Genomic DNA, 12909 nt, shown 5'->3' on the forward strand with positions numbered 1-12909 from the left:
TAAGGTTCAAGGATAAGGGATGAGGCGGGAGAAATGGCGCGCCGCCGCGAAAAATTCACGGGCGGCGGCGCGATGCGGGCCAATGCGGTGGGTTTGGGGACGAAATGCGCGGGGATTCGGCGAGATTCCGGCGACGGCCGCGGCGCGCGCCGCGGCCGGTTGCCTGGGCCCGGTTGCCTGGGCCCGGTTGCCTGGGCCCGGTTGCCTGGGCCCGGTTGCCTGGGCCCAGTTGCCTAGGCCTGGTCGCCGAGGCCTGGTCGCCTAGGCCCGGTTGCCTAGACCCGGTCGCCTTGCCCCGGTCGCCTTGCCCCGGTCAGCGGGCCGCCTGCGGATAGCGCGCGCCCGGCGGCGGCTCGGGGCGCGTGCCCGGCGTCGCCTTGCGCACCTTCGCGACCTGCGCGGCGGTGACGGGCGAGCCCGTATTGCCCCAGCTCGTGCGCACGAAGTTCGCGACGTCCGCGACCTCCTGGTCCGACAGACGCCAGCCGAACGGCGGCATCGTGAAGGTCGACGGCGCGGTGTGCGTGCCCTTCAGCGCGCTGCCCGCCAGCACGACGTGGATCACCGAGGTCGGATCGTCGCCCTGCACGACCGGGTTGCCGCCGAGCGCCGGGAACACGCGCGTGTAGCCGCGGCCGTCGCTGCGGTGGCAGGCCATGCAGTTGTCGCGGTACACCGCCGCACCCGGCTTGCTCGCGTCGCCGGCCTGCAGCGCCTTCGCGGCCGCCGCGTCGTACGCGTACGGCGTCTCGCCCTGCACCTTCGGCGGCAGCGTCTTCAGGTAGCGCGCGATCGCCGTGAGGTCGTCGTCGGTCAGGTGCTGCATGCTGTGGCCGACCACGTCCGTCATCCCGCCGAACGCGGCGGTGCGCGCCGTGCGGCCGGTCTTCAGGAACTGCACGATTTCCGCTTCCGTCCACGCGCCGAACCCGGTGCGCGGCTCGCCGCGCAAGCTCGTCGGCACCCAGCCGTCGATCGCCGCGCCGCCGGCCAGGAAGTCGGGGCCGTCCGCGTCGGTCAGCCCGCGCTCCTGCATCGTCGGCGCGCGCGGCGTATGGCACGCGCCGCAGTGGCCGAGCCCCTGCACGAGGTATGCGCCGCGCGCGAGCACCGGATCGGGGTACGGCGCGGCATCGAACGGCTTCGGCGTCGGCGCGAACAGCTTGCGCCAGAAGCCGAGCGGCCAGCGCATCGACAGCGGCCACACGATGTCGACCGGGCGGTTCTCCTGCTGAACCGGCGCGACGCCGTGCATGAAGTACGCGTAGAGCGCCTTCACGTCGTCGCCGGTGAGGCGCGCGTACGACGGGAACGGCATCGCCGGGTACAGCGTGTCGCCGTTCTTGCGCACGCCCGCGCGCAGCGCGCGGTCGAATTCCCCGAGCGTCCAGCCGCCGAGGCCCGTCTTCGGGTCGGGCGTGATGTTGGTCGAGTAGATCGCGCCGATCGGCGTGTCGAACTTCAGCCCGCCGGCAAACGGCTTGCCGCCGCTCGCGGTGTGGCACGCGACGCAGTCGCCCGCGCGGGCGAGATACGCGCCGCGCGCGACGAGCGCGTCCGCGGATTGCGGGGCGGCAGACGTTGTCGAAGCGGGTGCGGGTGCGGGTGCGGGTGCGGGTGCGGGTGCGGGTGCGGGTGCGGGTGCGGGTGCGGGTGCAGCCGAAGCGGATGCGCCCGCCACGGGCGCGGCTGCCGGCTGCGCGATGGCCGCGCCGCTCGCCAGCCCGAACGCCAGCCAGGCCGCACCGGCCGCCAGTACGCGCGCCGTGCGGCGCGCGGCGTTGTCTCGTGTCGTGCGCTTCATACGGTCACCAGCGGAGCGGGGTTTTTCAGGTATTGCTCGCGGATCGCCCGCGCCGACCAGTAGGCCAGCGCCGCGATGATCCCGGTCGGGTTGTAGCCGATGCCCTGCGGCAGCGCCGACGCACCCATCACGAACACGTTGTGCACGTCCCAGCTTTGCAGGTAGCGGTTGAGCACGCTCGTCTTCGGATCGGTGCCCATCACCGCGCCGCCGACGAGGTGGGTCGTCTGGTACTGGCGCGAATCGAAGTGCTTGCCGAACTCGCGCGTCGACACGCCGATCGCCTTCGGCCCCATCGCCTCGGCGATCTTCTTCATCCGGCCGGTGACGTACTGCGCCATCCTGATGTCGTTGTCCTTCCAGTCGAACGTCATCCGCAGCAGCGGCTGGCCGTACGAATCGCGATAGGTCGGATCGAGATCGAGGTACACGTCGTGGTACGACATGTTGGTGCCGTGCGCGTCCATCGAGATCGTGTGCGCGTAGTTGTCCTTGACCGCCTTCTTCCACGCCGAGCCCCACTGCGGCGTGCCGGGCGGTGTCGCGATGCCGCTGATCGGCTTCACGCCGGCCTGGTTCACCCACAGCGGCGAGCCGCCGACGAAGCCGAGCGGGCCGTGGTCGAAGTTGTCCGCGTTGAAATCGTCGACCGCGACGCCGTTGCCGCCCGCGCCGATGAACGGGTTCGTGTAGGTGTCCTTGTCGAAGAACGCCTTGATCGTCGACAGGTTCTGGTACGCGAAATTGCGGCCCACCACGCCTTCGCCGGAGATCGGGTCGTACGGCTTGCCGATGCCCGACAGCAGCAGCAGGTGCACGTTGTGGTACTGGAACGCCGCAAGGATCACGAGATCGGCCGGCTGGTGCACTTCGCGGCCGGCCGGATCGACGTAGGTGACGCCCGTCGCGCGCTTCTTGGTGTCGTCGAGATCGACGCGCAGCACGTGGCATTTCGAGCGCAGCTCGAAGTTCGGTGCCTGCTTCAGCGCAGGCAGGATGTTCAGGTTCGGCGACGCCTTCGAGTACATGTAGCACGCGTAGCCGCTGCAGTAGCCGCAGAAGTTGCACGGGCCCATCTGCACGCCGTACGGGTTCGTGTACGGCCCGGACGTATTCGCGGACGGCAGCCGGTACGGATGCAGGCCGAGCGATTTCGCCGCATCGAAGAAGCGCTGCGCCGAATACGTGTTGAGCTGCGCGGGCAGCGGGAAATGGTCGCTGCGATGCGCGTCGAACACGTTGCCGTCGCCGACCACCTTGCCGTTGACCTTGTACGCCTGCCCCGACGTGCCGAACACCTTCTCGGCGAAGTCGAAGTGCGGTTCGAGCTCGTCGTACGTGACGCCCGTGTCCTGGATCGTCATCCCTTCGGGGATGAACTTCCTGCCGTAGCGCTCCTCGTAGTGGCTGCGCAGCCGCAGCTCTTCCGGCGCGATGCGGAAATGCACGCCCGACCAGTGCAGCCCCGCGCCGCCGACGCCCTCGCCCGGCAGGAACGCCGCGAGCTGGCGGTACGGCAGCGCCGTGTCCTGCACGCCGTGGCGGATCGACACGGTGGTCTTCGACAGGTCGAGGAACAGCTTCTTGCGGATGTTGTAGGTCAGCTCGTCGATCGTGTTCGGATACGCGCCGTCCGGATACGTGTCGCGATATTCGCCGCGCTCGAGCGCGACCACCTTCAGGCCCGCTTCGGTCAGTTCCTTCGCGAGAATCGCGCCGGTCCAGCCGAAGCCGACGATGACCGCATCGACGTGCGGCTTTTTCTCAGCGGCCATCAGCTACGCTCCCCGTTGATCGAGACCGGCCCGTACGGATACGGCTTGCCGTTCTGGTTGACGAAATCCATGAAGTCCGCGCGCGCGCCGGGAAACCCGATCATCTTCCATGCCGCCATCCCGCGATTGCCGCCGTGGACCGGATCGCAGAAATACCCTTCGCGCGTGTTCTGCAGCAGCTGGCCGAAGAACACGGCCGGCGGCACGTCGTCGATCGGCGCGCTGCCCTTCTCGAGCGCGCCGAGCACCGCGTCGCGCGCGGCCGCATCGAGATCCGCGAATGCCTTGCCGTGCGCTTTCGTGCAGAACCGGTCGACGGCCGCGATGCCGAGCCGGTATATGTCGCGCGGCACGAGCTTCAGCTGGTAGCCGAGCTCCGGCACGCCCTGCTGGAACGGCCCCTGCATGTACCACAGCGCGCCGTGCGCATAAGGCGTCTCCATCTGGCGGTCGATGAACTCGGGCACGCCGGCGTCGAGCGCACCGGGGCCTTCGGCATCGGCGGGAATCAGGCGATCGACGGCCGCCTGGACGAACGCCCACTCCTTGCCGTCGAAGAAGGTCGGCTTGTAGGGCGCGCGCGCGGCGTCGGCCGATTCGGCGGGCGCGTTGCCGGCCGTCGTCGCGGGCGTCGACGACGGGCGCAGGTCGCAGCCGGCGAGCGACGCGATCGGCACGAGCGCGACCGACGAGCGCAGGAAATGACGGCGCGAATTGGGTTTGTCGGGTGGCGTGGACATGGTCGGGTGATGATCGTTGGGGACAGCGCTTCGAACGCGCGCAGGCGGCATGCGCCGGGCGCGGCACGCGTCGGCCGGGTCGCAATGCGCCCGGCCGCCTATTACTTTCGCTTTACTAACAAACAAGATGCAGACCGCGACCTTGCGCAACGCGCGCAGCCTGCACCGTCATACAACCGCTTTCGCGCCCGATCTCTCGGAGTCCAAAGCGTATCGACCTCTTGCGGGTCTTTTCATCTGATGAATGCGTGCCGGTCGGCCCGAATCCGCCCTTTGTCGCCACGGGCTTTATCAACTTAGTCACCGCTCCCGCTGACAGCAAGAAAGGTATGCCCGGCCCGGCCTTCTCGGCGGCCCGGATCGACGATCCGGCGAATTATAAATGGAACCGGTTCCATTTCGAGGCATTTTGCCGCAATTCACTGAGTCGAAAATCGCAACAATCCAGGAATCCATGCGCGGCGCGCGCAACGATCAGGGAAATCGTGTGCCTGCGACCAAAAGCTGGTACGCTCACGCCCCGATATGCATACCCATAAGAAAACGCTGGACGACACCAGCAAATACCTGAGCTACCTGCTCCGCCATAAACCGCAGGCGATCGGCCTGCAGCTCGACCCGGAAGGCTGGGCCGATATCGACGCGCTCGTCGCCGGCGCCGCCCGCCACGGGCGCCAGCTCGACCGGGCCACGATCGAGGCCGTGGTCGCCACCAACGACAAGAAGCGCTTCGCCCTTTCCGACGACGGCCGGCGCATCCGCGCGGTGCAAGGCCATTCGACGCCCGCCGTGCGGCGGCAATATCCGGAGCGGCAACCGCCCGACGTGCTCTATCACGGCACCGCGACGCGCTTTCTCGACTCGATCCGCGCACAGGGGCTGAAGGCCGGCACGCGCCATCACGTGCATCTGTCGCAGGACATGAGCACGGCGATTTCAGTCGGCAAGCGCTACGGCAAGCCGGTGGTGCTCGCGATCCGCGCGCGGCACATGCACGAGCGCGGCTTCCGCTTCTTTATGGCCGAGAACGGCGTATGGCTCACCGATGCCGTCCCCGCCGAATTCCTGTCGCTGCTCGACGCACCCGCCGGCTGAAACGAGGACACCGCCACCGCACCGCAGCACCCCGCTCAACGCGCCCAGAGCATCGATGCGATGGATAGCGACAACGCCGCGCACAGCGGCGAATAGCACAGCGTGTCGAGCCGCGCGAATCGCGAGCCGCGAATCCGCTTGAAGAAACCGACGTAGCGGAAATCGCCGACCGCCCGCACCGCGAAGATCAGGGCGAGCACGATGGTGCCCGCAGCGACCACGCTCGAATGCACGAGCGGCAGCCAGCCGGCCTGTGCGGCCACCACGCATGCGCTGGCGGCAAGCGCCACCGCGACCGCGAACGTGCCGGCCCTGGATGGCCGCAGCACCGGCTCGCCGTCGAGCTCCGGAATCGCCGCGCGTTTGCCCAGGCGGCCGCCGCACGCCCAGTAAACATGGACAAGGGCCAGCATGCCCAGCGTCGGCACGCTGAAATAGGCAGCGGTCATGGTTCGTTCGACTCCTTGTTATTGAGTGGACAGGCCGGCCCCGGCTCCGGAACGCGGCGGGCACGCCGCGCCGCACAAGACGATACCGAATTCGCCCGCCGTCCGCACTGAGACGCCCGGTCGCATTGCGCCGGCCTGCGCACCGCGACACCCGCCGCTTGACTTCCATCCGCGCACTACTACCCTTTTATTCCAGGACTGCAGTCGAGGCTTGAACGCGCACCGCTCACACCTCCCTGCCGGAGGATCCGTTCATGAACGAAGCATTCGAACGCCGCGCGCTGCTGCTGCATCTCGGCAGCGTGATGCGCACCCTTAGCTGCCTGCTCGAAAGCGAGCGCGACGACGCCACCATCGGCGCGCTGATCGCGACCCGGCCGATGCTGGCCGACCTGCCGCTGCTCGAACACGTGTTCGACCACATGACCGTACGCGAATTCGCGAGCGCCGTGCTGCACGCATTCTGCCTGTGGCCACAGCAGCTGCTCGACGCGGAACTCGACCGCGACGCGCTCGCCGCGCCGATCTGCGCAAAGCTGTTCGCCGGCAACCCGCGCGGCTGGACGCGCTATACCGCGGCGCTGTCGGCGGACGTGCCGTGGTTCGGCGGCGGCATCCAGCCCGCGCAAACGCTGCACGAATCGGCGGAGCGGGACGAGCAGGTGGATCCGGTCGCGAAAACCGCGTGACGCGATGGCCGCGGCGCATCGCGATGCACGCGCGGCGCGCGCTGCCGCAGCACACATATAACGAAGGCCCGTGGAGGTGACCCATGCTGATCGGTGTGCCGAAGGAGATCAAGAACCATGAATACCGCGTCGGGCTCACGCCGGCCGGCACGCGCGAGCTGACCCGCCACGGTCACCAGGTCCTGGTGCAGCGCAACGCGGGCGCCGCGATCGGGCTGCACGACGACGCCTACGTGGCGGCCGGCGCGTCACTGAGCGACGACGCGGCCGACGTGTTCGCGCGGGCCGACATGATCATCAAGGTCAAGGAGCCGCAGCCCGCCGAATGCGCGATGCTGCGGCGCGGCCAGATCCTCTACACGTACCTGCATCTCGCGCCCGATCCGGAACAGGCGGCGGCGCTCGTCAAGTCCGGCGCGGTATGCATCGCATACGAAACGGTGACCGGCCCCGGCGGCGGCCTGCCGCTGCTCGCGCCGATGAGCGAGGTCGCCGGGCGCATGTCGATCCAGGTCGCGGCCACGCACCTCGAAAGCCCGCGCGGCGGGCGGGGCCTGCTGATGGCAGGCGTGCCCGGCGTGCCGGCCGCGCACGTGGTCGTGCTCGGCGCGGGCGTCGTCGGCACCGGCGCGCTGCAGATAGCGGTCGGCATGGGCGCGCGGGTCACGGTGCTCGACAACAACGTCGGGCGCCTGCGGCAGCTCGACCTGATCTTCGGCAACCGGATCGGGACGGTCTGCTCGAACGCGCAGACGATCGAGGAAGCCGTGCACGACGCCGACGTCGTGATCGGCGCGGTGCTCGTGCCGGGCGCGTCGGCGCCGCGGCTCGTCACGCGCGACATGATCGCGGCGATGCGCGGCGGCGCAGTCGTGGTCGACGTCGCGATCGACCAGGGCGGCTGCTTCGAGACCTCGCACGCGACGACGCACGCGGACCCGACCTACGTGGTCGACGGCGTCGTCCACTATTGCGTCGCGAACATGCCCGGCGCGGTCGCGCGCACGTCGACGTTCGCGCTCAACAACGCGACGATCGGCCATGCGATCGCTTTGGCGGACAAGGGCTGGAAACGCGCGATGAGCGACGACGCGCACCTGCGCGCCGGCCTGAACGTGTGCGACGGACACATCACCTACGAAGCGGTCGCGCGCGCGCTCGGGCTGCCTTACGTGCCCGCCGAGGACATGCTCGCCTGACGCGCGAGCGGCCGGGCGCCTGTGATCGACGGCGGCCGGCCCCGCCGCCCCGTCACACGGCCCGCTCGTCCATCTGCGCGACGAGCCCGGCCAGCGCGGCGGAAATCTCGACGGCCACCGGCTCCGCCATCGTCAGCGCGCGCGTGCGCTCGGGCAGCATCGCGAGCTGCCGTGCCGCATACGCGCGGCTTGCGTCGAGCGACGGCAGCGGCAGCCGCGCGCCGTCGATCATCGCCGGCGCGAGCAGCGCGATGCCCGGCTGCGTTTCGCCGTCCAGCGCGATACAGTCGGCGGCGATCTGCCCGTCCCCGCCCAGGCGCCGGAACACCTGCTTGCGGCCCGGCCACGTCGCCTTGCCTTCCGAACGCTTGCGGCGCGGCACGCCCGCGTATTCGACGAGCTTGTACGCGCAGTCGAGCGACGGCGCGTCCGCCGACGTGTTCATCCGCGTGCCGATGCCGAAGCCGTCGATCGGCGCGTCCTGCGCCAGCATGTCCCGCAGCCCGTATTCGTCGAGATTGCCGCTCACGAAGATCGTCACGTTCGCGAGGCCGCCAAGGTCGAGGATCTCGCGCACGCGCCGCGCATGCGCGACGAGCTCGCCGCTGTCGACCCGCACGCCCTTGATCGCGATGCCTTCCGGCGCGAGCGCGCGCGCCGTGTCGACGACCGTCTGCGCGGCCCGCTCGACATCGTACGTATCGATCAGCAGCACCGCGTTGTCGGGCTGCGAGCGCGCGAAATGCGCGAACGCGCGCGCCTCGTCGCCATGCGCCTGCACATACGAATGCGCCATCGTGCCGAACGTCGGAATGCCGTATCGCACGCCCGCCAGCACCGTCGCCGTGCCGGAGAAGCCGGCGAGGTAGCTCGCGCGCGCCGACAGCAGGCCGGCCTCCGCGCCGTGCGCGCGGCGCAGGCCGAAATCGACGAGCAAATGCCCCGGCGCCGCCAGCACCGAGCGCGCGGCCTTGCTGGCCACGAGCGTCGCGTAATGCAGCAGGTTCATCACGCGGCTCTCGACGAGCTGCGCCTCGCGCAGCGGCGCGGTGATGCGCAGCAGCGGTTCGTCCGCGAAGCACACGGTGCCTTCGGGCATCGCATGCACCGTGCCCGTAAACCGCCAGCCCGCGAGCGACGCGAGGAATTCCGCGCGGAAACGGCCGGTGCGGGTGAGACAGGCGAGATCGTCGGCGGTGAAACGCACCTGCTCCAGGTAATCGAGCACGGACGCGAGCCCCGCCGCCATCAGGAAGTTGCGCTGCGGCGGCAACGCGCGCACGAAGAATTCGAAGCTCGCGACGTCGTTCATCGCGGCGTCGAAATACGCCTGCAGCATCGTCAGCTCGCACAGGTCGGTCAGCAGCACCTCGCCGCCGGAGGCTTCGCCGGGCATCACGCCCCCTTCGCGCGGGCGCGGCTGCCCGCCCCGCTGCCCGCCCCGCTGCCCGCACCGCTGCCCGCACCGCCCATCGTGCGCGCGAGCAGCGGCCGCAGTTGCGCGAGCGTGCGCGTGTTCAGCACGTCCGGGCGCGTCAGCCAGCCGCGGCGCGCCTGGTCGACGCCCAGCCCGAGATCGTCGAGCGCGTGCGCGCTGCGCGCGTCCGAGCCGATCGACACCAGCACGCCGGCCTGCGCGGCCTCGCGGCACCAGATGTCCGCGAGGTCGAGCCGCTGCGGCTGCGCATCGAGCTCCAGGAAGCAGCCGCGCGCATGCGCATGCTCGATCACGCGTGGCAGGTCGAGGTCGCATCCATCGTTCTCGCCGAGCACGCGGCCGGTCGGATGCGCGAGGATCGTGAAGTGCGGATGGTCCATCGCGCGCAGCACGCGCTCGGTCTGCGCGGCGCGCGGCAAGTCGAGCCCGTCGTACATCGCACCGACGACGAGATCGAGCCGGCCGAGCATATCGTCCGGTACGCCGAGGCTGCCGTCTTCGAGAATCTCAGCCTCGACGCCCTTCAGCAGCACGAAATCGTCGAACGACGCGTTCAGCCGGTCGATCTCGTCGATCTGCCGTGCGAGGCGCTCGCGGTCGACCCCGCGCGCCGCGCCGGGCTGCCGCACGGGGTCGGTGATCGCCAGATACGCGAGCCCGCGTGCGCGCGCCGCCTGCGCCATCGCGCGCAGCCCGTCATGGCCGTCCGACGCGTCGGTGTGCGCATGCAGATCGCCGCGCAGGTGCTTGCGTTCGACCAGTGCGGGCAGGCGGCCGGCGCGCGATGCGTCGATCTCGCCGTGATCCTCGCGCAGCTCGGGCGGTATCCAGTGCAGGCCGATCGATTCGTAGACCGATGCTTCGGTCGCGCCCGCGATCCGCTCGTCGCCGCGGAACACGCCGTATTCGTTGATCTTCAGGCCGCCCGCCTGCGCGAGGCGGCGCAGCACGATGTTGTGCGCCTTCGATCCGGTGAAGTAGACGAGCGCGGCGCCGAACGCGTCCGCGTCGACGACGCGCAGGTCGACCTGGATGCCGCTCTTCAGCACGACGCTCGAACGCGTTGCGCCGCGCGCGAGCACGCGTGCGACTTCGCCGTAGCCGACGAACGCGTCCGTTATGGCGGCCGGATCGCGCGCGGTGACGAGAATGTCGAGATCGCCGACGGTCTCGCGCCGGCGCCGGAAGCTGCCGGCCGGCACCGTGTCGCCTGCGCCCGGCACCGCGCGCAGGCACTCGAGCAGCGGCGCGAGGCATTGCTCGGCGAACGGCAGCAGGAAGCGCTGCTGCGCGTGCTGCAGGCGCGCGTCGAGCGCGTCGAGCAGATGCGCTTCGGTCTTCGCGCCGAAGCCCGGCAGTTCGCGCACGCGCCCTTCCTTCGCCGCGGCCTTCAGTTGCTCGAGCGTATCGACGTGCAGCGCGTCGTGCAGCGCCTTCACGCGTTTCGCGCCGAGCCCCTGCACGTCGAGCAGCCCGACGATCGCGGCCGGCAGCGCGTGGCGCAAGGTTTGCTGCAGCTCGCAGGTGCCGGTCGCCGCGATCTCGCGCAGCTTCGATGCGAGATCGACGCCGATCGACGGGATGCGGCCGAGGTCGTCGCCGTTCGCGATCATCGTCGGAATGTCGCGGCCGTAGTCGGCGATCGTGCGTGCGGCGTTGCGATAGGCGCGCACCCGAAACGGGTTGGCGCCCTGGATCTCGAGCATGTCGGCGATCTCGGCGAACACCGCCGCGCACTCGGCATTGTGGATCGTCATGATCGGCGTGGCTCCCTTCCACGTGGATGGCGCCGCGCGCGATGCGCGAGTGCCTGCCCGCCCGGTGCGGTGCGTCACGTGAACGACACGCGCCGGACGCCCGATCCCATCCTACGCCGACGGCGCCGCCCGTGCTCGCGCCTGCCCCGGCACGCCGGCATGCACAGGTCGTGCCGGAACGCGGGCGGCGGCGCCCGCCGGCCAGCGGCGTGACGATCGTCCGCGCGGCGCCCGGCACGACGCGGTCAGTATGGATCGCAGCCGTGCCGCTGCGTTGCGCAGGATCAATCCGTGCGGCGTGCGCGTGCGGCGCGCGGGATCAGGCGGTGGCGCCGACGCGTGCGAGGGATGCGTGAAAAACGATGCGCGGCGTCAGAGCGACGCACGCGGCTGGGTGCCGTAGCGCCGTTCGTGCAGTTGCTGGCAGTGCGCGCAGCGTTCGGCCGTCGGCCGCGCAAGCAGGCGTTCGTAGTCGACGGGCATATCGCAGTCCGCACAGTCGCCGTAGCTGCCGTCGCGGATCCGCTGCAACGCACGCCCGACCGCGCGCAACTCCGCGAGCTTCATGCCCATCAGCGCATGGTCGACGTCGACGAACAGATCGGCGTTCGCCTCGTCACCTTCGTCCGGCGCGGCGCCGGCCAGATCCGCATACGATTCCGATGCGCGCTGATGCTCGCTCGCACGGATCTCCGCGCGCAACGTCTGCTCGGACTCATCCAGCCGTCGATGCAGCGTCTGCAATTGCCGTTCGTCCAGCGCCATCGTCGTTCTCCTTGTGCGGGTTTCGCCGACCATGACGGCCGGCGCGACACCGGGCGCGGCGGCATCGCCACGCTGCGTGCCGTCCGTCCGGTTCAGCGCCCGCCGCGGCATGCGGCCCGACGCATTCGACGGAGCATAAACCCAACGCGCGGACGTGTGTTGATCGTCCTCACACCAGGCGGTCTCACACGAACCGGGATTCGCTCGCAAAAACCGGGGACCGACGCGAAAACGTTTCGCACTGCCGTGCTGCACTGCGCGCGGCGAGCCGCCGCACTTCGCGGTCGGCGCCCTGCGCGAGCGGTGATGCATTGCGGGACGTGTCGACGCCGATGCGCGCCAGCACGCCGCAGCCCTGCGGCGTCAGGGCCGGATGCGGCGCTTCGCCGGGCGCGTCGGACACCAGTTCGACATACGCCTGCGCGACGAGCGCGTCGAAGTCGGCGCTGAAACAATCGACATGCTGCGGTGCGTTCGCGACCAGCAGCAGCGTGGAAAATTCGTGCGGGGTCAGCATCGTGGCGAGCTCCTCGGGACGAATGGCGCGCCGCACCTTCTGGCACGAAAGAACCGGCGCGAACCGTGCTGCGCAGTGTGACGTGAATGATTTCCGCGAGCCAGTGAGTGGTTTCCACAACCCCGCTCTGGCCGGCGATGTGCTTGTCGCGATGCGCGCCGCATCCCGCATTCGATATGACCAATGCGCGCGCTTCGCTGTCCGTATCGATGCGTCGTGGCGCGCTAACGTTTGCCGTGACGGGATGCGCCGTCGCGCCATTGACGCCGCTCCAGCTCGTCGAGGCGCTCGACCAGCGTCCGGGTCAGCGTCGCCGCCCGTCCGCCCGCATGCAGCCGCGCGCGAATCGCATCGAGTCGCGCGCGCCAGTACGCGGGACGCATCACGGCCGTCGTCGTGCGCTCACGAAAGTCGACGCGGCACAGCTCGTCGATCATCGCCGCGACATGACGCAGCTCCCGCTCGTCTTCATCGTTGCATGCCATCACCGGCTCCGGTGTCGACTCGACGGACATCCGACAGCCATGGTGCGCGCTGTGACCGGTCGCTTGCAATCATCTGACGCAGGCAAGCTTGAGATCGATCAATCTCCTGCGCAAACGTGCGCCATAGAGTGGGGGCATACCGCACGCGCGCGTTTCGTGCGTACGAGTGCGCGTGCGCTTCGCTCGACACTCGGGA

12 protein-coding genes are annotated in these 12909 nt (G+C 69.7%); 3 read left to right on the forward strand and 9 right to left on the reverse strand.

Translation table 11 applies throughout. The features are described from left to right. Window positions 1-313 precede the first annotated feature (313 nt). Genes ABFO07_RS23420 through ABFO07_RS23430 form a run of 3 tightly spaced genes read right to left on the reverse strand, consistent with a single transcriptional unit; the run spans window position 314 to window position 4319 of the window. A complete protein-coding gene (locus ABFO07_RS23420) occupies window positions 314-1804 on the reverse strand; it encodes a cytochrome c (RefSeq protein ID WP_060013538.1) in 1491 nt (496 codons plus the stop codon). Continuing rightward, window positions 1801-3579 carry a GMC family oxidoreductase gene (locus ABFO07_RS23425; RefSeq protein ID WP_060013540.1) on the reverse strand — a complete coding sequence of 593 codons (1779 nt, stop codon included), beginning with the start codon at window positions 3577-3579 and terminating at the stop codon, window positions 1801-1803. Before ABFO07_RS23425 ends, ABFO07_RS23420 begins: the two co-directional genes overlap by 4 nt. Further along, window positions 3579-4319, reverse strand: a complete 741-nt coding sequence (locus ABFO07_RS23430) for a gluconate 2-dehydrogenase subunit 3 family protein (protein WP_059883698.1) — start codon at window positions 4317-4319, stop codon at window positions 3579-3581. The genes ABFO07_RS23425 and ABFO07_RS23430 overlap by 1 nt, the downstream gene beginning before the upstream one ends. Window positions 4320-4844: 525 nt before the next feature. Here ABFO07_RS23430 and ABFO07_RS23435 point away from each other — a divergent pair. Beyond that, complete coding sequence (locus ABFO07_RS23435; RefSeq protein ID WP_347469641.1) at window positions 4845-5414, forward strand: RNA 2'-phosphotransferase; 570 nt, start codon at window positions 4845-4847, stop codon at window positions 5412-5414. A 35-nt stretch (window positions 5415-5449) separates the two neighbouring features. On the opposite strand, the gene ABFO07_RS23440 is transcribed toward ABFO07_RS23435, so the two are convergent. Continuing rightward, window positions 5450-5863, reverse strand: a complete 414-nt coding sequence (locus tag ABFO07_RS23440) for a DUF3995 domain-containing protein (protein WP_059807993.1) — start codon at window positions 5861-5863, stop codon at window positions 5450-5452. Between the two features lie 254 nt (window positions 5864-6117). On the opposite strand from ABFO07_RS23440, the gene ABFO07_RS23445 reads away from it, so the two are divergent. Continuing rightward, window positions 6118-6552, forward strand: a complete 435-nt coding sequence (locus ABFO07_RS23445; RefSeq protein WP_347469642.1) for a hypothetical protein — start codon at window positions 6118-6120, stop codon at window positions 6550-6552. A gap of 83 nt (window positions 6553-6635) precedes the next feature. Beyond that, window positions 6636-7751 carry an alanine dehydrogenase gene (ald, locus tag ABFO07_RS23450; protein ID WP_060013542.1) on the forward strand — a complete coding sequence of 372 codons (1116 nt, stop codon included), beginning with the start codon at window positions 6636-6638 and terminating at the stop codon, window positions 7749-7751. A gap of 52 nt (window positions 7752-7803) precedes the next feature. Here the strand turns inward: ald and ABFO07_RS23455 are convergent, their stop codons facing one another. The 5 genes from ABFO07_RS23455 to ABFO07_RS23475 all read right to left on the reverse strand — a co-directional run bounded on the left by ABFO07_RS23455 (window position 7804) and on the right by ABFO07_RS23475 (window position 12713). Next, window positions 7804-9147 (reverse strand): nicotinate phosphoribosyltransferase, encoded by a 1344-nt coding sequence (locus ABFO07_RS23455; RefSeq protein ID WP_347469643.1) that lies wholly within the window; start codon window positions 9145-9147, stop codon window positions 7804-7806. Continuing rightward, window positions 9147-10946: a DNA polymerase/3'-5' exonuclease PolX gene (gene polX / locus ABFO07_RS23460; protein ID WP_347469644.1), complete on the reverse strand. Its 1800-nt coding sequence runs from the start codon at window positions 10944-10946 to the stop codon at window positions 9147-9149. Before polX ends, ABFO07_RS23455 begins: the two co-directional genes overlap by 1 nt. Before the next feature lie 372 nt (window positions 10947-11318). After that, a complete protein-coding gene (locus ABFO07_RS23465) occupies window positions 11319-11711 on the reverse strand; it encodes a TraR/DksA family transcriptional regulator (RefSeq protein WP_347469645.1) in 393 nt (130 codons plus the stop codon). 184 nt (window positions 11712-11895) lie between these two features. After that, window positions 11896-12228 (reverse strand): hypothetical protein, encoded by a 333-nt coding sequence (locus ABFO07_RS23470; RefSeq protein WP_059561674.1) that lies wholly within the window; start codon window positions 12226-12228, stop codon window positions 11896-11898. 224 nt (window positions 12229-12452) lie between these two features. Next, a complete protein-coding gene (locus ABFO07_RS23475; protein ID WP_059808844.1) occupies window positions 12453-12713 on the reverse strand; it encodes a hypothetical protein in 261 nt (86 codons plus the stop codon). Window positions 12714-12909: the final 196 nt, after the last annotated feature.

Origin of the sequence: Burkholderia stagnalis (genome assembly GCF_039848545.1) — a bacterium.
Lineage (GTDB): Bacteria > Pseudomonadota > Gammaproteobacteria > Burkholderiales > Burkholderiaceae > Burkholderia > Burkholderia stagnalis.

Coding starts and splice junctions, on each gene's coding strand:
- ald (WP_060013542.1), top strand. CDS start 6,636: ATGCTGATCGGTGTGCCGAAGGAGATCAAGAACCATGAATACCGCGTC.
- ABFO07_RS23465 (WP_347469645.1), bottom strand. CDS start 11,711: ATGGCGCTGGACGAACGGCAATTGCAGACGCTGCATCGACGGCTGGAT.
- polX (WP_347469644.1), bottom strand. CDS start 10,946: ATGACGATCCACAATGCCGAGTGCGCGGCGGTGTTCGCCGAGATCGCC.
- ABFO07_RS23425 (WP_060013540.1), bottom strand. CDS start 3,579: ATGGCCGCTGAGAAAAAGCCGCACGTCGATGCGGTCATCGTCGGCTTC.
- ABFO07_RS23420 (WP_060013538.1), bottom strand. CDS start 1,804: ATGAAGCGCACGACACGAGACAACGCCGCGCGCCGCACGGCGCGCGTA.
- ABFO07_RS23470 (WP_059561674.1), bottom strand. CDS start 12,228: ATGCTGACCCCGCACGAATTTTCCACGCTGCTGCTGGTCGCGAACGCA.
- ABFO07_RS23440 (WP_059807993.1), bottom strand. CDS start 5,863: ATGACCGCTGCCTATTTCAGCGTGCCGACGCTGGGCATGCTGGCCCTT.
- ABFO07_RS23435 (WP_347469641.1), top strand. CDS start 4,845: ATGCATACCCATAAGAAAACGCTGGACGACACCAGCAAATACCTGAGC.
- ABFO07_RS23475 (WP_059808844.1), bottom strand. CDS start 12,713: ATGGCATGCAACGATGAAGACGAGCGGGAGCTGCGTCATGTCGCGGCG.
- ABFO07_RS23455 (WP_347469643.1), bottom strand. CDS start 9,147: ATGCCCGGCGAAGCCTCCGGCGGCGAGGTGCTGCTGACCGACCTGTGC.
- ABFO07_RS23430 (WP_059883698.1), bottom strand. CDS start 4,319: ATGTCCACGCCACCCGACAAACCCAATTCGCGCCGTCATTTCCTGCGC.
- ABFO07_RS23445 (WP_347469642.1), top strand. CDS start 6,118: ATGAACGAAGCATTCGAACGCCGCGCGCTGCTGCTGCATCTCGGCAGC.